The sequence below is a fragment of the Denitratimonas tolerans genome (assembly GCF_037203605.1).
Classification (GTDB): Bacteria; Pseudomonadota; Gammaproteobacteria; order Xanthomonadales; family Xanthomonadaceae; genus Denitratimonas; species Denitratimonas tolerans.
Window position 1 is genome coordinate 14384 of the sequence record NZ_JBBDHC010000023.1, and the last position, 16668, is coordinate 31051.

14 protein-coding genes, 4 tRNA genes and 1 other RNA gene are annotated in these 16668 nt (G+C 69.1%); 13 read left to right on the plus strand and 6 right to left on the minus strand.

Going from position 1 to position 16668, the window contains the following annotated elements:
- Positions 1 to 8 precede the first annotated feature (8 nt).
- Positions 9 to 455, minus strand: coding sequence for a cell wall hydrolase (locus WB794_RS12855; RefSeq protein WP_337336264.1), 447 nt, complete (start codon positions 453 to 455; stop codon positions 9 to 11).
- Positions 456 to 904: 449 nt separating this feature from the next.
- Positions 905 to 2929: an FAD-dependent oxidoreductase gene (locus WB794_RS12860; RefSeq protein ID WP_337336265.1), complete on the minus strand. Its 2025-nt coding sequence runs from the start codon at positions 2927 to 2929 to the stop codon at positions 905 to 907.
- A 198-nt stretch (positions 2930 to 3127) separates the two neighbouring features.
- Here WB794_RS12860 and WB794_RS12865 point away from each other — a divergent pair, with 198 nt between their 5' ends.
- Positions 3128 to 4219: an OmpA family protein gene (locus WB794_RS12865; protein ID WP_337336266.1), complete on the plus strand. Its 1092-nt coding sequence runs from the start codon at positions 3128 to 3130 to the stop codon at positions 4217 to 4219.
- A gap of 151 nt (positions 4220 to 4370) precedes the next feature.
- On the opposite strand, the gene WB794_RS12870 is transcribed toward WB794_RS12865, so the two are convergent.
- From WB794_RS12870 to hemA, 4 genes are read right to left on the minus strand one after another with little or no spacing between them, the layout of a single operon-like run.
- Positions 4371 to 5288 carry a GNAT family N-acetyltransferase gene (locus WB794_RS12870; RefSeq protein ID WP_337336267.1) on the minus strand — a complete coding sequence of 306 codons (918 nt, stop codon included), beginning with the start codon at positions 5286 to 5288 and terminating at the stop codon, positions 4371 to 4373.
- Positions 5285 to 6496 (minus strand): JmjC domain-containing protein, encoded by a 1212-nt coding sequence (locus WB794_RS12875; RefSeq protein WP_337336268.1) that lies wholly within the window; start codon positions 6494 to 6496, stop codon positions 5285 to 5287. Before WB794_RS12875 ends, WB794_RS12870 begins: the two co-directional genes overlap by 4 nt.
- 12 nt (positions 6497 to 6508) lie before the next feature.
- The gene (gene prfA / locus WB794_RS12880; RefSeq protein WP_337336269.1) at positions 6509 to 7591 is read right to left on the minus strand and encodes a peptide chain release factor 1; all 1083 of its coding nucleotides are present in this window, start codon (positions 7589 to 7591) and stop codon (positions 6509 to 6511) included.
- Positions 7551 to 8864, minus strand: a complete 1314-nt coding sequence (gene hemA / locus WB794_RS12885) for a glutamyl-tRNA reductase (protein ID WP_337336270.1) — start codon at positions 8862 to 8864, stop codon at positions 7551 to 7553. The genes prfA and hemA overlap by 41 nt, the downstream gene beginning before the upstream one ends.
- An 84-nt stretch (positions 8865 to 8948) precedes the next feature.
- Here hemA and WB794_RS12890 point away from each other — a divergent pair, with 84 nt between their 5' ends.
- From WB794_RS12890 to WB794_RS12945, 12 genes are all read left to right on the plus strand, one after another.
- Positions 8949 to 10589 (plus strand): tetratricopeptide repeat protein, encoded by a 1641-nt coding sequence (locus WB794_RS12890; RefSeq protein WP_337336271.1) that lies wholly within the window; start codon positions 8949 to 8951, stop codon positions 10587 to 10589.
- Positions 10586 to 11197 (plus strand): lipoprotein insertase outer membrane protein LolB, encoded by a 612-nt coding sequence (lolB, locus tag WB794_RS12895; protein ID WP_337336272.1) that lies wholly within the window; start codon positions 10586 to 10588, stop codon positions 11195 to 11197. Before WB794_RS12890 ends, lolB begins: the two co-directional genes overlap by 4 nt.
- Positions 11198 to 11203: 6 nt before the next feature.
- Positions 11204 to 12100: a 4-(cytidine 5'-diphospho)-2-C-methyl-D-erythritol kinase gene (ispE, locus tag WB794_RS12900; RefSeq protein ID WP_337336273.1), complete on the plus strand. Its 897-nt coding sequence runs from the start codon at positions 11204 to 11206 to the stop codon at positions 12098 to 12100.
- A gap of 40 nt (positions 12101 to 12140) precedes the next feature.
- A tRNA-Gln gene (locus WB794_RS12905) sits at positions 12141 to 12215 on the plus strand.
- An 83-nt stretch (positions 12216 to 12298) separates the two neighbouring features.
- Positions 12299 to 13255 carry a ribose-phosphate diphosphokinase gene (locus tag WB794_RS12910; protein WP_337336274.1) on the plus strand — a complete coding sequence of 319 codons (957 nt, stop codon included), beginning with the start codon at positions 12299 to 12301 and terminating at the stop codon, positions 13253 to 13255.
- A 148-nt stretch (positions 13256 to 13403) separates the two neighbouring features.
- Entirely contained in the window at positions 13404 to 14063 is a 660-nt protein-coding gene (locus WB794_RS12915) for a 50S ribosomal protein L25/general stress protein Ctc (protein WP_337336275.1), read from the plus strand.
- Between the two features lie 56 nt (positions 14064 to 14119).
- Positions 14120 to 14701 (plus strand): aminoacyl-tRNA hydrolase, encoded by a 582-nt coding sequence (pth, locus tag WB794_RS12920; RefSeq protein WP_337336276.1) that lies wholly within the window; start codon positions 14120 to 14122, stop codon positions 14699 to 14701.
- An 83-nt stretch (positions 14702 to 14784) separates the two neighbouring features.
- On the plus strand, positions 14785 to 15876 hold the full coding sequence (gene ychF / locus WB794_RS12925; protein ID WP_337336277.1) for a redox-regulated ATPase YchF: 1092 nt from the start codon (positions 14785 to 14787) through the stop codon (positions 15874 to 15876).
- A gap of 94 nt (positions 15877 to 15970) precedes the next feature.
- Positions 15971 to 16056, plus strand: a tRNA-Tyr gene (locus WB794_RS12930).
- An 11-nt stretch (positions 16057 to 16067) separates the two neighbouring features.
- A non-coding RNA gene (locus WB794_RS12935) (RtT sRNA) lies at positions 16068 to 16214 on the plus strand.
- Between the two features lie 82 nt (positions 16215 to 16296).
- Positions 16297 to 16370, plus strand: a tRNA-Gly gene (locus tag WB794_RS12940).
- A 76-nt stretch (positions 16371 to 16446) separates the two neighbouring features.
- Positions 16447 to 16522: transfer RNA gene (locus tag WB794_RS12945), tRNA-Thr, on the plus strand.
- Positions 16523 to 16668: the final 146 nt, after the last annotated feature.

Genomic DNA, 16668 nt, shown 5'->3' on the forward strand with positions numbered 1-16668 from the left:
GCGGCAGATCAGAGGCGGCGCGGCACCTGGTAGAAGGTGTGGTCACCGATCGTCGCCACCGGGACGCCCTGGGCCCAGTCCGGCGCGGCCTGCGCTCTCACCACGAAGTGGTCGGCACCGGGCACGACGAAGCGGCGGTCCGCGCGCGGCATGTTCCACTCGGCCTGGGCGCGCAGCGCGATGGCGACAGCGCGGTTCCACGCCTTGAGATTGTGCAGCCTGTAGTCGGCCGGAAGCAGGGTCGGGGCGAACTGGCGCGGGGCAGTGACGACTTCGCACAGCGTATCGCCCCAGCGGCTGTTATCGAGGCGCCGCAGGGCGACTTCCGCGACCGCACGCTGGCCCAGTTCGGACTGGTTGCGCGCCTCCAGATAGACCGTGGTCGCAAGACAGGCCTGGTCGGCATAGGGCTGGGGCATGAGCTGGGCAAGCCAGAGCACGGTGGCCAACTTCATCGCGGACTCCTTATCCGTTGCATCAGTGCGGGCCTTCTCCGGTCGCGGGCGGCGGGGCGGTTGGGCCTGGCCGTCGGATGACGCGGGAAAGCGGTGGCTGACATGGCGTTTCGGGGGTACGCCTGGCGCGGGCCGGTTCGGGCATCGCGGCGCCAGCCGCACGGGCGGAAGCGCTGACTGCGCTTCTACGAGCCGTTGGTTCCGGGTCGGCGAGGGATGGGCGGACCGGAACCGGCGGCAAGGTACGGATCGCAGGCACAACGGCAGCTGAATGGCCGGATTCGATGATTCACGCTGCGTTGCGTTGGCGCGGCTGCCGACGCAGCGCGGAAATGGTGCAGCCATCGGGTTTCCAATCGCGCGGGCTGCGGGTTCGCGGCTTGCGCGAGAGCAACTTTCACGGTTGCAGGAAAATGTCAACGCGCGCGATTGCTCGCGTAACGCTTGGCTCACAGCGCAGCGGCGAGCTCGCAGCCCTGTGCGATGGCGCGCTTGGCGTCCAGTTCGCCGGCGACGTCGGCACCGCCGATCAGGTGGGTGGGGCGTCCGGCCGCGTCGAGCGGTGCCTTCAGCTCGCGCTGCGATTCCTGTCCGGCGCAGACGATCACGTGGTCCACCGCGAGCAGCCGCTCTTCCCCGGCCACGCGGATGTGCAGGCCGGCATCGTCGATGCGCCGGTATTCCACCGCGCCCAGCAGGTGTACCCGCGCGCGTCGGAGCGTGGCGCGGTGCACCCAGCCGGTGGTCTTGCCCAGGCGCTTGCCGAGCGCGCCCTCGGTGCGCTGCAGCAGCCAGACCTCACGCTCGGGCGCTTCGGGCTGCGCCGTCACGCCTTCGATGCCGCCGCGCGCGGCAAGCGTCGGGTCGATTCCCCATTCGGCCAGCCACTGGTCCGGACGCAGCGTGCTGGACGGCTGCGGCTGCACCAGGAACTCGGCCACGTCGAAGCCGATGCCGCCGGCACCGATGATGGCGACCCGTGGGCCGGCCGTGCGCCGTCCCGAAATCAGGTCGGCATAGACGATGGCCTTGGGGTGGTCGATGCCGTCGATCGGAGGAATGCGCGGCGTGACGCCGGTGGCCAGCACCACCTCGTCGAACCCGGCCAGTGCCTTGGCATCGGCGCGCTCGGAAAGCCGCAGCGTGACGCCGGTGAGTTCGATGCGGCGCTGGAAGTAGCGCAGCGTCTCGGCGAACTCCTCCTTGCCGGGAATGCGGCTGGCCAGGTTGAACTGGCCGCCGATCCGGTCCTGCGCCTCGAACAGCGTGACCGCGTGGCCGCGTTCGGCCGCGACGGTGGCGCAGGCCAGTCCCGCCGGCCCGGCACCGACCACCGCGATGTGCTTGCGCACCTTGGCCGGGCGATAGTTCAACTCGGTCTCGCGCCCAGCGCGCGGGTTGACCAGACAGCTCGCCGGCCTGTTCTCGAAGACGTGGTCCAGGCAGGCCTGGTTGCAGGCGATGCAGGTGTTGATCCGGTCGCTGTGCCCGCGGCGGGCCTTGTTCACCCAGTCCGCGTCGGCCAGCAGCGGGCGCGCCATCGAAACCATGTCGGCCTCGCCGCGCGCCAGGATCGCTTCGGCCACGTCCGGCATGTTGATGCGGTTGCTGGCGATCAGCGGGATCGCAACCTCGCCACGCAGCCGCGCGGTGACGAAGCTGAACGCGGCGCGCGGCACGCTGGTGACGATGGTCGGGACGCGCGCCTCGTGCCAGCCGATGCCGGTGTTCAGGATCGACGCGCCGGCCGCTTCGATGGCCTTGGCGGTGGCGATGGTCTCCTCCAGCGTCGCACCGCCTTCGACCAGCTCCAGCATCGAAAGCCGGTAGATCAGGATGAAGTCCGGCCCGACCGCGGCGCGGGTCCGGCGCACGATCTCCGTGGCGAAGCGCAGGCGGTTCTCGAAGCTGCCGCCCCAGCGGTCGGTGCGATGGTTGGTGCGCGCGGCGAGGAACTCGTTGATGAGGTAGCCCTCCGAGCCCATGATCTCGACGCCGTCGTAGCCGGCTTCGCGCGCGAGGCTGGCGCAGCGCGCGAAATCGCGGATCTGGCGTTCGACTCCGCGTCCGGACAGCGCGCGCGGGGTGAAGGGCGTGATCGGGGACTTCAGGCGCGAGGGAGCCACCGCCAGCGGATGGTAGCCATACCGCCCCGCATGGAGAATCTGCATGCAGATGCGCCCGCCCTCGCCGTGCACCGCATCGGTGACCAGACGATGCTTGCGCGCCTCCCAGGGCCAGGACAGTTTGCCGGCGAAGGGCTTGACCCAGCCCGAGACGTTGGGCGCGATGCCGCCGGTGACCATCAGGGCCACGCCGCCGCGCGCCCGTTCGGCGAAGTAGGCGGCCAGCTTCGGAAAATCGCGCCGCCGGTCCTCCAGCCCGGTGTGCATCGAGCCCATGAGAACGCGGTTGGGCAGCACGCAGTGGCCAAGATCGAGGGGGGAAAAGAGCAGCGGGTGTCGGGAGGGCATGTCGGCAACGGACGTGGCGAAGGCGGACAGCCTACGGCGAATTGATGATCCGGTGTTATCAATGTGTTAAACTTGGTTCGTATCGAGCGTGTAAACTTTCTGTCGTCGGCATTCCGCGAAACTGTCGCTCGCCGAGCTTCACGGGGCTTCCACTCCCGCATCGTGTTCAATCGCAATACCCATTCAATGGAGTCACAAATGAAGAAGACGCTCCTTGGTTGTGCCCTCATCGGTGCGCTGGGCCTGGCTCAGGTCGCGACCGCACAGGATTTCGACGACCGCTGGTACCTGTCGGGCACCGCCGGTTTCATCCAGAACGACAGCGACCGCAAGGTCGACGACAGCCCGATCTACGCGCTGGGCGTCGGCAAGTTCTTCACCCGCAACTTTTCGCTGGATCTGGATCTGACCAGTTCCAATCCGACGAAGGACGGCAATGACCTGCACTGGAGCAGCTACGGTGCCATGCTGACCGCGCGCTCCCACTTCCGCGGCGCGGACCGCAACTGGTGGCCGTACGTGGCCTACGGCGCGGGCGTGCTGCGCCACGACGAATCCTTCCCGAACCAGAACGGCGGCCAGCCGATCAAGCGCAAGGACAACAACCTGGCCGCGCAGGTCGGCGTCGGCCTGCAGGCGGACTACAGCCGCATCGGCATGCGCACCGAGCTGCTGGCCCGCTACGACGCGGACGACCAGAGCGTGAATGCGCCGCGTGAAGATGGCTTCATGGACTACATCGCCCAGGTCAGCATGCTGGTCAAGCTCGGCCAGCCGGCCGCCGCGCCGATGGAAGAAGTGGCTCCGCCGCCCCCGCCGCCGCCGCAGCCGAGCTGCGCCGATCTGGATGACGACGGCGATGGCGTGAACAACTGCGACGACCGCTGCCCGGATTCGCAGCCCGGCCAGACCGTTGGTCCGGATGGCTGCCCGGTGGCCGTGACGATCGATCTGCGCGGCGTCAACTTCGACTTCGACAAGGCGACGCTGCGTCCGGATGCGGTCGAGACGCTGAAGGAAGCCGCTGCGGTGCTGACCCAGTACCCCGAGCTGCGCGTGGAAGTGGCTGGCCACACCGACCTGTGCGGTGCCGACGGCTACAACCAGAAGCTCTCGGAGAATCGCGCCAAGGCGGTGTACGACTACCTGACGGGCAACGGCGTGGCCGCCTCGCGTCTGGTCGGTCCGATCGGCTACGGCGAGAGCCGTCCGCTCGAGGCGACCGCGCAGACCTTCCCGGCCTGCAAGAGCGAGACCAATCGCCGCACCGAGCTGAACGTGCAGAACTGATCCGGCCGGGGTTCGCCCCGCGTTGCAGGAAAAGCGATGCCAAAAACGCCCCGACCTTCACGGTCGGGGCGTTTTTTTATGCTCGTGGATCGGGTGCCCGGATGGCAGGCGTGGCGGTTTCAGTCTGCGAATCCGTCTTGCTGCCCGGGCCTCAGAGCGGACGCAGCTCGCTGGCCGGCCGCGCCCGTTCCCAGACCTCGTTGAAATAGGCCAGAAGCTGGCGGTTGCGGGCCGGATCGAGCAGGCTGGCGCTGGCCTCGAAGCGCGTCGCGATGGGGCGGAACAGGTAGCCGCCGCGGTCATTGGCGACGAACGCGGCGGCGTACTGCACGTCGGGTTCCTCCTCCACCACGCGGATCGCGAAATGGCTGGGAAGCCGCTGCGCCAGCGCAATCAGCGCGTGGCCTTCGCGCACCGCGCGCCGCAGATCGTGGACCAGGACGCGCGCCATCGTGTTGCGGGTGCCGATGGTGAAAGCGCGCAGTGCTTCGGACGCGGCGCGCGAGTCGAGGATCGCCGGATCGAGGTCGCGGGTGTAGATGGAAAGCTCGCGCCGCGCGCGGCCGATGAGTTCCAGCGTCAGGTCGGCCACCTGCGCGGGAGAATCGGTTTCCCGCAGCGCGCGCTCGTCCGTCGGCCCCAGATCGAGCCGCATGCTGCGATGGCGGATTCCCGCCTCGTCGTATTCGGGGCCGAAGGCGGTGAAGCCGAAGCGTTCGTAGAAGCCGATGGCATGGGTCTGCGCGTGCAGTTCGATCGCGGGATGACCCAGCGCGCGGGCGCGTTCGATCAGATCCTGCAGCAGGGCCGCACCGACGCCGCGCCCGCGCCAGTCCGCCAGCACGGCCATGCGGCCGATGGTGTGCAACGGCGTCAGGCGGGCCGTGCCGATCGGCGCGCCGCTGGCGTCGCGCGCCAGAACGTGCACGCTCTGCGGATCGAGCTCGTCCCACTCCAGCTCCGGCGGACAGTTCTGTTCCCGGATGAAGACCGGCTCGCGCACCGCGCGCAGGTCGGCGAGGTGTTCGGCGTAGTCGGCCAGTTCTATGCGGAAGTCGGAAGGGCTCATGCGGGCGATTCCTGCGCGGGCGAGCGTGGCGGAGACGGTGCCAGAATGCCGCGTTTCACCAGCGCATGCACCAGCGCGCGATCTTCCTGCCCGAGCGTGGCCCAGGCTGTGGCATCGACCGGCTCGCGCGCGCACAGCCGTCGCGCGAGCGTGCCGCCTGCGATGAAACACTCGCCGTTCACGTGCAGCCGCGCGCGCACGCCGCGCCCGCGCCAGGCGCAGCGCGCCAGCGGGTGCAGATGCAGCGCGGCACCGCGCTCCAGGCGGCTTTCCACCTGCGCCGCGGACAGCGCGCGCGGCGGTGCCGCGATCTCGCCGCCGCTGCGGTAGCGGGTGATGAAGCCGCCGAACCAGTCGGCCAGCGTCTCGTCGTCGATCTGGCCGACGGGCTCCAGCGCGCGGCGCAGGCGGTCGAGGGTGGCCGCGTCGATGCGGCCGTCGCTGGCACCCGGCGCAAGGTCGGGATCGGCGTAGCGGGCTGTTTCGGGCAGGCGCTCGGCCAGCGTCTCGGCAAGATCGACCAGCAGTTCACCGCGCGAAGGTGCGCGCATCCCGACCGAGAGCGTCAGGCAGGCGTCCAGCGCCACGCCGTGGTGCGGCACGCCGGGCGGCAGGTAGAGCATGTCGCCCGGTTCCAGCACCCAGTCGTGCGTCGGCGTGAAGTGCTGCAGCAGTTTGAGTTCGACGCCCTTGCGGAACGCCTGCGGCGGATTGGGGCCGGCATCGATCATCCAGCGGCGCTGCCCGAGGCCCTGGATCAGGAACACGTCGTACTGGTCCACGTGTGCGCCGACCGAGCCTTCCGGCGCGGCAAAGCTCACCATGACATCGTCGATGCGCCAGCGCGGCAGGAAGGCGAAGTGTTGCAGCAGCGCGGCCACGTCCGGGTCCCACTTGTCCACGTCCTGCACCAGAAGCGTCCAGTCGCGCTCGGGCAGGCTGGCGAAGATATCCTCGGGAAAGGGGCCGCTGTGCACCTGCCAGCGGTCGCCGCGGGCCCGGTGGACGATCAGCCGGCCGAGCGTGCCTTCCTCGCAGGACAGGCCGGCCAGGTCATCGGGCGAGATCGGGCTGGTGAAGCCCGGAAACGCCCCGCGCACCAGCAGGGGATGCTTCTGCCAGTAATCGCGCAGGAAGGCGGCTGGCGGGATGCCCAGACGCTGGCTGCGCGTGGCGCGGCGTTCGATGGGCGGTGCGGTGTTTGTCATGGCGGTGGGCTCTCAGCCGTTCGCGCCGGCCAGACGCAGCTCGTCGGCCTGGAACTCGCGGCGCAGGGTGTCGATCAGTTCGGAAAGGTCGCCCGCCAGGATTTCCGGCAGGCGATACAGCGTCAGGTTGATGCGGTGGTCGGTGATCCGGCCCTGCGGGTAGTTGTAGGTGCGGATGCGCTGGCTGCGATCGCCCGAACCCACCTGCAGGCGGCGCGACTCGGCCTGCGCCGCCGCCTGGCGGCCGCGTTCCTGATCCAGCAGGCGCGCCTTGAGCAGCGACAGGGCGCGGGCGCGGTTCTTGTGCTGGCTGCGCTCGTCCTGGCACTCCACCACGATGCCGGAAGGCAGGTGGGTGATGCGGATCGCCGAGTCGGTCTTGTTGACATGCTGCCCGCCGGCACCCGAGGCGCGGAAGGTGTCGATCTTCAGGTCCGCATCGCGCAGCGCCACATCCTCGATCTCGTCCATTTCCGGCAGGATGGCCACGGTCGCGGCCGAGGTGTGGATGCGGCCCTGGGATTCGGTTTCCGGAACCCGCTGCACGCGGTGGGTGCCGGACTCGAACTTGAGCTGGGCAAAGGCCCCCTGGCCTTCGATGCGGGCCACGATTTCCTTGAAGCCGCCGTGTTCGCCCGGGCTGGCGCTGAGGACCTCCACCTGCCAGCGGCGCGATTCGGCGTAGCGGGCGTACATGCGGAACAGATCGCCGGCGAAAATCGCCGCCTCGTCGCCGCCGGTACCGGCGCGAATCTCCAGGAACAGGTTGGCATCGTCGCGCGGGTCGCGCGGCAGCAGCAGGAGGTTCAGCGACTGCTCCAGCGCCGCCAGACGCTCGCGCTGCCGGACGATTTCCTCCTCGGCCAGATCGCCCAGTTCCGGATCGGCGCGCATGGTCTGGGCCGAGGCCAGTGCGGCAGTGGCGGCGTCGTGCTCGCGCAGTCCCGCCACCACGTCCTCCAGCTGCGCGTACTCGCGCGAAAGCTCGCGGAAGCGGTGCGGGTCGGCGTTGACCGAGGGTTCCGCCAGCAGCAGGCCGACCTCCTCGTGGCGCTCAGCCAGTGCGTCGAGCTTGCGGCGGATGCTGGGCGTCATCGGAATCGATCGGGGAAGTGGGGGCATCGGCCCCGAACAGGCGTGCGGCCGCGTGCAGCACGTCGCGGTCGCCCTGCAGGGCGGCCTGGCGCAGGCCGGCGCTGGGGGCGTGCAGCAGCTTGTTGGTGAGGGTGTGGGCGAGATATTCGAGCGCCTGCTGCGGCGTCTTGCCCTGCGCCAGCAGCGCGCTGGCGCGCGCCAGCACCGCGTCCCGCGTGGCCTCGCCATCCTGGCGCAGGCGCTTGAGCGTGTCGCGGTCGTCCGAGGCGCGCCACCAGGCCAGATAGTGCTCGACCTGCAGTTCGATGATCGCCTCGGCCTGTTCGGCCGCCTCACGGCGCGAGCGGCGGTTCTCGTCGATCACCTGCTCCAGGTCGTCCACGGTGTAGAGGAATACGTCTTCCAGCGTCGCGATGGTCGGTTCGATGTCGCGCGGGACGGCCAGATCGAGCAGGAACATGGGGCGGCGGCGGCGCTGGCGCAGCGCCGCGGCGACCATGTCGCGACCCAGGATCGGATCGCGGCTGGCGGTGGCCGACAGCACGATGTCGGCATCGGCAAGGTGGCGGCCGAGGTCGTCCAGCGGCAGCGCCATGCCGCCAAAGCGCGAAGCCAGCGTCTGCGCGTGCTCCAGGGTGCGGTTGGCCACCAGCAGGCGCTTGACCTTGTGATCGGCGAGATGGCGCGCCGCCAGTTCGACCGTATCGCCGGCACCGATCAGCAGCACCGTGGCCTGATCCAGCGCGGAAAACACGCGCTGCGCCAGCCGCACCGCGGCAAAGGCGATCGACACCGGATGCGCGCCGATGTGGGTGTCGGTGCGGGCGCGCTTGGCCACCGCGAAGGTCTGCTGGAACAGGCGGTCGAGCGGGGTCTTGATCGCGCCCTGGCCGCGCGCGGCCTGCCAGGCTTCCTTGACCTGCCCCAGAATCTGCGGTTCGCCCAGCACCATCGAATCCAGCCCGGTGGCGACGCGGAACAGGTGGCGCACCGCCGCGGCGTCCTCGTGGCGATAAAGATAGGCTTCGAGCTGGTCCAGGCGCAGCTGCCCGAACTCCGCCAGCCAGCGTGCCGGCAGGTGTTCGGCTCCTGCGTCGATCTGGCAGTAGACCTCGGTGCGGTTGCAGGTGGACAGCAGCGCTGCCTCCACCACGCCCGGCTGCGCGGTCAGCGTGCGCAGGGCCTCGGGCAGTGCCGCAGGCCCGATCGCCAGCTTCTCGCGCAGCGAGACCGGTGCAGTCTGGTGATTCAGGCCGAGGGCAAGCAGGGGCATGGAAGGCTTGGGTTAGACTCTTGTCGCTGACGTGCGTTGCGTTGCAACGGCGAGCGCGAATCCGAAGTTTCCGGACCGGGACCGATGCCACGACTCCTAGTTTACCTGTTGCTGGCCGCGCTCGTGCCGGTCTGCGCCTGGTCATCCGAGCTGCAGCGCGCGCTGGAGCCGCTGATGCAAGGCGAGTTTGCCCTGCAGGAGGGCAGGCTTTCCGCCGCGGCGGACGCTTACGCGCGTGCCGCCGATGAGAGCGCCGACCCGGAAATCGCCGAACGGGCCGCGCAGGTCGCCCTGCTCGCCAAGGATGCGGCGCTGGCGCGACGCGCGCTGGCGCGCTGGGAGGTGCTGGCGCCGCAGGACGAGAACGCTTCCGTGGGACGCCTCCGTCTGGCGCTGCTGGAAAGCGATGCGACCGCGGCCCAGCCGCTGCTCGCGGCGCTTCTGGAGCGCGAGGATGGTTGGCGCAAGGCCGCCGCCGCGCTGATCGGTGCGCCCGATCCCGAAGTGGCACGGGCTCTTGCCGCCCACGCGTTCGACCAGTCGCTGCTGCCGCGCGACATCGACGCCTGGCTTGCCTTCGGCGGCGTGGCGCTGCGGCTGCAGGACAAGGCGCTTTACTCGCGCCTGGCGCAGGCGGTGGCGGGCGTGTTCCCCGACGCGCCGCGGGCGCTGGCCTGGCAGGCCGAGGACGCGCTGGATCGCGGCGACCGGGCCGGCGCGCGCCGCGCCCTCGATGCGGCCCTGATCCTGCCGAACCTGACCCTGGTCGAACGCCTGGTGCTCGCGACGCAGCTGGGTGCCCTGGATGACCCGGCCGCCGCGGCGCAGGCGCTCGTGCCGGCAGGCGATGACGACCGCGCCCTGGCGGCGCGCGCCGACTATCTTTCCCGCGCCGGGGACGAAGCCGGCCTCAAGGCGCTGTACGACGAGGCTCTGGCGGGCATGTCTGCGACCAAGGTGCCGGACGCGCGGCTGATGCTGATGGGCCAGCTGGCGGAAATCCGCGAGGATCCCGCGGCCGCAATGGCCTGGTACCGGCAAATCCGCGAGGGCCTCCTGCGCGAGCAGGCGCGGCTGCGCATCGCGATCCTGCTGGATAAAACCGGCGAGCGCGCGGCCGCGCAGGACCTCCTGCGCGAGATCCAGACCAGCGACAGCGAGTGGGGCGACATCGTGCGCGATGCCTACCTGCTGGAGGCCGAACTGGCGCGCACCCATGGCGATGTGCAGGCCGAAATCGCGGCACTGGATCGCGGCCTGGTGGTGTTCGAGGACGATGCCGCGCTGCGCTACAACCGCGCGCTGGCCTACGAGCGGGCGGATCGCGTGGACGATGCCGTGGCCGACTTGCGCGCGCTGGTCGAGGCGCAGCCGGAAGACCCCGACTATCTCAACGGCCTGGGCTACACCCTGGTCGATCGCACCGACGCGCTGGAGGAAGGCCTGACGCTGATCCGGAAAGCGTTTGAACTCAAGCCCGATTCGGCTGCGATCATCGACAGCCTGGGCTGGGCCCTGCACCGGCTCGGGCGCAACGAGGAGGCGCTGCCGCACATCCGCCGCGCCTTCGAGCTGCAGCGCGATGCGGAAGTCGGCGCGCATCTGGCGGCGGTGCTGGCGGCGCTGGGGCAGTCCGAAGAAGCCCGCTCGGTGCTGCGGCTGGCGCAGGAACTGGACCCGGACAACCGTGCGGTGCGCCAGGTGCGCGAGGCGCTGGGCGAATGAACCGTCCGGGAATCCTGGCGCTGCTGGCGCTGGTGCTGGTCGGTTGCGCCGGTGCACCGCGGCGGCCCGCGCTGCCGGCCGATGACCTGCTCCTCGCGCAGGCGGCGCGCGAGGCGCAGCTCGCTCGACACGCGGACTGGCGGCTGAGTGGGCGCATCGCGGTGTCGGACGGCCGCGACGGCGGCAGCGGCCAGATCACCTGGATCCAGCGCGGCGAGCGCTACGAGATCACCCTCAATGCGCCGGTTTCCCGCCGCAGCTGGCGGCTGGTGGGCGAGCCCGGCCACGCGCGGCTGGAGGGCCTCGACGGCGGCCCGTTCAGCAGCGACAGCGCCGAAGCGCTGCTGCAGGAACATCTGGACTGGACGGTGCCGTTGAGCGATCTGGCGGCCTGGGTCCGCGGTATCCGCGCGCCGGGCAGCGCGTCGATCCGCTTCGCCGACTCGGGCCTTCCGGAGCGGATGGAGCAGGGCGGCTGGAGCATCGACTACCGCAGCTTCGACCAGGCGCTCGATCCACCCATGCCCAGCCGCGTGTTCGCGACCCGGGGCGAGCGCCGGGTGCGCCTGCAGGTGGGCGACTGGTCGCTTGCGCCCGGTTCGCCCTGACGCCGCGTGGACACCCTTGCCGACCTGCCGCCCACTTCGCACGCGGGCTGGAGCCTGTGGCCGGCTCCGGCCAAGCTCAACCTTTGCCTGCGCATCGTGGGGCGGCGCGAGGACGGCTATCACCTGCTGCAAACCGTGTTCCAGCTGCTCGACTGGGGCGACATCGTCGCCCTGCGCCCGCGCGAGGATGGCCGCATCCTGAGGCCGCGCGGCGCGGCCGGCGTTGCGCCTGCGGATGACCTTGCGGTGCGCGCCGCCGCCGCGCTGCGCGCCGTCGCGGGCGGCGATGTGCCCGGCGTCGACATCGACATCGACAAGCGCATCCCGCAGGGCGGCGGCTTTGGCGGCGGCAGCTCCGATGCCGCCACCGTGCTGGTCGCCTTGAATCGCCTGTGGGGGCTGGATTTGTCCGAGGACGCGCTCGCCGATCTCGGCCTGGCGCTGGGTGCCGATGTGCCGGTGTTCGTGCGCGGCCGCAGCGCCTTTGCCGAGGGCGTGGGCGAGCGCCTGACGCCGCTGGATCTGCCGCCGCGCAGCTACCTGCTGGTGGATTCGGGTATCAACGTGCCCACGGCGGAGCTGTTCCACGCCCCGGATTTGACGCGCGATTGCCCAGCCATGACAATATCCGGCTCCATTTCAGGTTCCATGGGCGAAAACGTCTTCGAGCCGGTGCTTCGGGCGCGCAGTCCCGCGATCGCCGCCATGCTGGATCGATTGGCGCAGGTCGGGGAGGCGCGGGTCACCGGCACCGGCGGCGGCCTGTTCGTCGCCTTTGATCATCCCGACGCCGCGCAGGCCGCGCGGCAGGCGCTGCCGGGCGGCTGGCGCACCTGGGTGGCCAGAGGCGTGAACGAGTCACCGCTGCGGCAGCGGCTGGCGCAGGGTGCGCCACCGGGTTGAATACGCGGGTGCAGGCCTCGGTCCGCATCCGCAGGAAAACTGGGGCGTCGCCAAGCGGTAAGGCACCGGGTTTTGATCCCGGCATTCGCAGGTTCGAATCCTGCCGCCCCAGCCACATGGCATCGACCGGCGAAAGGCGGCGATGCGGTTCCCGATCTTCCTTCGACGCGGCGTCGAATGCGCCATCAGGTACGTGACGTGGATACCAACGGACTGCTGATCTTCTCCGGCAACGCCAATCTCCCGCTCAGCCAGGCGGTCTGCCAGGATTTGGGCGTGCCGCTGGGCAAGGCCATGGTGGGCAAGTTCTCCGACGGCGAGGTGCAGATCGAAATCGAGGAGAACGTGCGCCGCCAGGAGGTTTTCGTGATCCAGTCGACCTGCGCGCCGGCCGCCGAGAACCTCATGGAGTTGCTGGTGCTGATCGACGCGCTCAAGCGCGCCAGCGCCGCCGGTGTCACCGCGGTGGTGCCGTACTTCGGCTACGCGCGCCAGGATCGCCGCCCGCGTTCGGCGCGCGTGCCGATCACCGCCAAGGTCGTGGCCGAGATGTTTGCCGCGGTCGGCACCGACCGGGTGCTGACGGTGGACCTCCACGCCGACCAGATCCAGGGCTTCTTCGACTTCCCGGTGGACAACGTCTACTCCTCGCCGCTGATGCTGGCCGATATCTGGCGCACCTACGGCACCCGCGACCTGATCGTGGTGAGCCCGGACGTGGGCGGCGTGGTGCGCGCGCGCGCCATCGCCAAGCGCCTGGACGATGCCGACCTCGCCATCATCGACAAGCGCCGCCCGCGCGCCAACGTGGCCACGGTGATGAACATCATTGGCGACGTGCGCGACAAGACCTGCGTGCTGGTCGATGACATCGTCGATACCGCCGGAACCCTGTGTGCGGCTGCAGCCGCGCTCAAGGGCAACGGCGCGCGCCGCGTGGTCGCCTATTGCACCCACCCGGTGCTTTCGGGTGCCGCCATCGCCAACCTCGAAAACTCCGCGCTGGACGAACTGGTCGTCACCGACACCATCCCGCTCAGCCCCGCCTCACGCGCCTGCGCCCGCATCCGCCAGCTCAGCGTGGCCGAGCTTCTCGCCGAAACCATCCGCCGCGTCGCCTTCGGAGAGTCGGTCAGCTCGCTGTACGTCGATTAGGGACGGGAATGGGGACTTGCCGGGATGTCCGCTCTTCGAATCCCCAATTTCCAATCCCGAATCCCCGCTTCACCCCCACTCACCTGGTCGCGGGTGAGTGTTTTCCCCGCCGCGAGGCGGGATCATTGCAACAACAGGAAGCAATACCATGGCACATCAAATCAACGTTGAGCGCCGTTCTGAGGCAGGGAAGGGTGCGAGCCGCCGCCTGCGTCACGACAGCAAGATTCCGGCCATCGTCTACGGTGGCGGGCTGGATCCGGTCATGATCCAGGTCGACCACGAGACCATCTGGCTGGCACAGCAGAACGAGTGGTTCTACTCGTCCATCCTCGACCTCAGCCTCGGTGGCGACGTGCAGAAGGTGCTGCTGCGCGACATGCAGCGCCATCCGGCCCGCCCGCGCGTGCTGCATCTGGACTTCCAGCGCGTCATGGCCGACGAGGCCATCCGCGTCTCGGTGCCGCTGCACTTCATCAACGCCGCGACCTCGCCGGCCGGCAAGGTTTCGGGCGTGGTGATCATGCACGAGCTCAACGAAGTCGAGATCTCCTGCCTGCCGGGCAACCTGCCCGAGCACATCGTGGTCGATCTGGGCGAGCTGAAGGAAGGCGACGTGCTGCACTTGTCGAGCATCGTGCTGCCGGCCGGCGTCGAGGTTCCTGCCCTGAAGCTGGGTCCGGACTACGACGTGGCGGTGGTGGTGGCTCGCCAGCTGCGCCACGCGGCCGAGCCGGAAGCGGCTGCCGCCGAGGCTCCGGCCGCCGAGGTTCCGGCGACCAAGGCCAAGGCTCCCGAGAAGAAGTGATGTCATCCGCGCTCCCGATCCGGCCGCGCGCCGGATCGGGAGCGCGACACGCGTGCATGACCGCCCTGCGACTCATCGTGGGACTGGGAAATCCCGGCCCGGACTACGAGCGAACCCGGCACAATGTCGGCTACTGGTTCGCCAATGCGCTGGCCGATGCGGCGCGCGTGCGGTTCTCGCCCGATGGCAAGCTCCACGGCGAATCGGCACGGCTGGGTAGCGGCTTCGGCTCGGCCTGGCTGCTCAAGCCCTCGACGTTCATGAATCGCAGCGGCCAGTCGGTTGCGGCGGCGCTGCGCTACTTCAAGATCGAACCGGAGGAAATGCTGGTCGCGCATGATGACCTCGACCTTCCGCCCGGTACCGCGCGTCTCAAGTTCGACGGAGGCCACGGCGGCCAGAACGGGCTGCGCGACCTGGTCGCCCACCTGGGGCACGGCCGCTTCCACCGCCTGCGCCTGGGCATCGGCCATCCCGGCAGCCGCGACAAGGTCACGCCCTGGGTGCTGGGACGCCCCGGCAAGGACGACGAAGCCGCGATCCTGCGCGCCATCGACGAGGCCATGGGCGTGCTGCCGCTGGCGCTTTCCGGAGACTTCAACGAAGCCATGAAGCGTTTGCACACAAGCAGGGATTAGGGATTGGGGATTCGGGATTTGGCAGGGCGCGTCGCGCTTTTCACGAATCCCGAATCCCGAATCACCAATCCCGGATTTCAGCCATGGGCATCCAATGCGGCATCGTGGGACTTCCGAACGTCGGCAAGTCCACGCTTTTCAATGCGCTCACCCGCGCCGGCATCGCGGCGGCGAACTTTCCCTTCTGCACGATCGATCCGAACGTGGGCGTCGTGCCGGTGCCCGATCCGCGCCTCGACGAGCTGGCGAAGATCGTCAAGCCGCAGAAGGTAATACCCACGGCGGTCGAGTTCGTCGACATCGCCGGACTCGTCGCCGGTGCCAGCAAGGGCGAGGGGCTGGGCAACAAGTTCCTCGCCAACATTCGCGAAACCGACGCCATCGCCCACGTGGTGCGCTGCTTCGAGCACGACGACATCATCCACGTGGCCGGCCGGGTCGATCCCATCGCCGACATCGAGACCATCGATACCGAGCTGGCGCTGGCGGATCTGGAAAGCGTGGAAAAGGCCCATGCCCGCTACGAGCGTGCCGCCAAGGCCGGCGACAAGGACGCGATGGCGCGCCGCGATCTCCTGGCGCGCGTACGCGCCCACCTCGACGACGGCCATCCGGCGCGTTCGATGGGCCTCGCCGCCGAGGAAAAGGCGCTGCTGCGGGAGTTGTTCCTGCTCACGCTCAAGCCGGTGATGTACATCGCCAACGTGCGCGAGGACGGATTCACCGACAACCCGCACCTGGATGCCGTGCGCGCCCGCGCCGAAAAGGAGGGCGCGCAGGTGGTGCCGGTGTGCGCCGCGATCGAAGAGGAGCTTTCCCAGCTCGACGAGGCCGACCGCGAAGTCTTTCTCGCCGACATGGGTTTCGAGGAGCCGGGCCTCAACCGCGTGATCCGCGCCGCCTACGCCCTGCTTGGTCTGCAGACCTACTTCACCGCCGGGATCAAGGAGGTGCGCGCCTGGACGGTGCGCAAGGGTGCCACTGCTCCACAGGCCGCGGCTGTCATCCACACCGACTTCGAAAAGGGCTTCATCCGCGCCGAGACCATCTCCTTCGACGACTTCATCCGCTACAAGGGCGAAGCCGGCGCGCGCGAAGCCGGCCGCCTGCGCCTGGAAGGCAAGGAGTACCTCGTTCAGGAAGGCGACGTGCTGCACTTCCGCTTCAACGTCTGATCCGGCACGACGCCGGCGGCGCAAGTCTTCCGAAGGCTGGTTCCCGAGTGCATTGACATCCGCACCGGTGCGATGGAAAATAAGCGGCTCGATTGGAGGGATACCCAAGCGGCCAACGGGGGCAGACTGTAAATCTGCTGGCTAACGCCTTCGGTGGTTCGAATCCACCTCCCTCCACCAGTTACAGCGGAGCTTTGCGTTGCGGGAGGTGGATTCGAACCACCGAGCGGATGTGAAGGTTCGACAGGAATGCCGGAGGGCATTGCTGAACGTATCGCGCGGCGATACGGCCCGGAGGGCGAGGCGCGAAGCGCCGAGTCATCCACCTCCCTCCACCACCTTGCCGGGACCGAATCCGGGCGGGTGGGGCGGCTGGCGGCGCGGCCCGCAGTATGCGGAACGCTTCGGCGTCCGCACGATGCGGGAGTAGTTCAATGGTAGAACCTCAGCCTTCCAAGCTGATGGTGCGGGTTCGATTCCCGTCTCCCGCTCCAGCGGGCTGCCGAGAACTCCTCTCGCGGGTGCGGAACGGCAGGACAGTCGTCCGGCGCAGGCGTCGGTCACTACATCGCTCATGTAGCTCAGTCGGTAGAGCACTTCCTTGGTAAGGAAGAGGTCACAGGTTCGATTCCTGTCATGAGCACCATCCCGGCCACTCCAGCCCTGGGCTGGTGTGGCTTTTTGTCCAACCAGAACGCATTGGGATCTAGCAATCATGGCCAAGGGTAAGTTCGAACGCACCAAGCCCCACGTGAACGTGGGCACGATCGGTCACGTGGACCACGGCAAGAC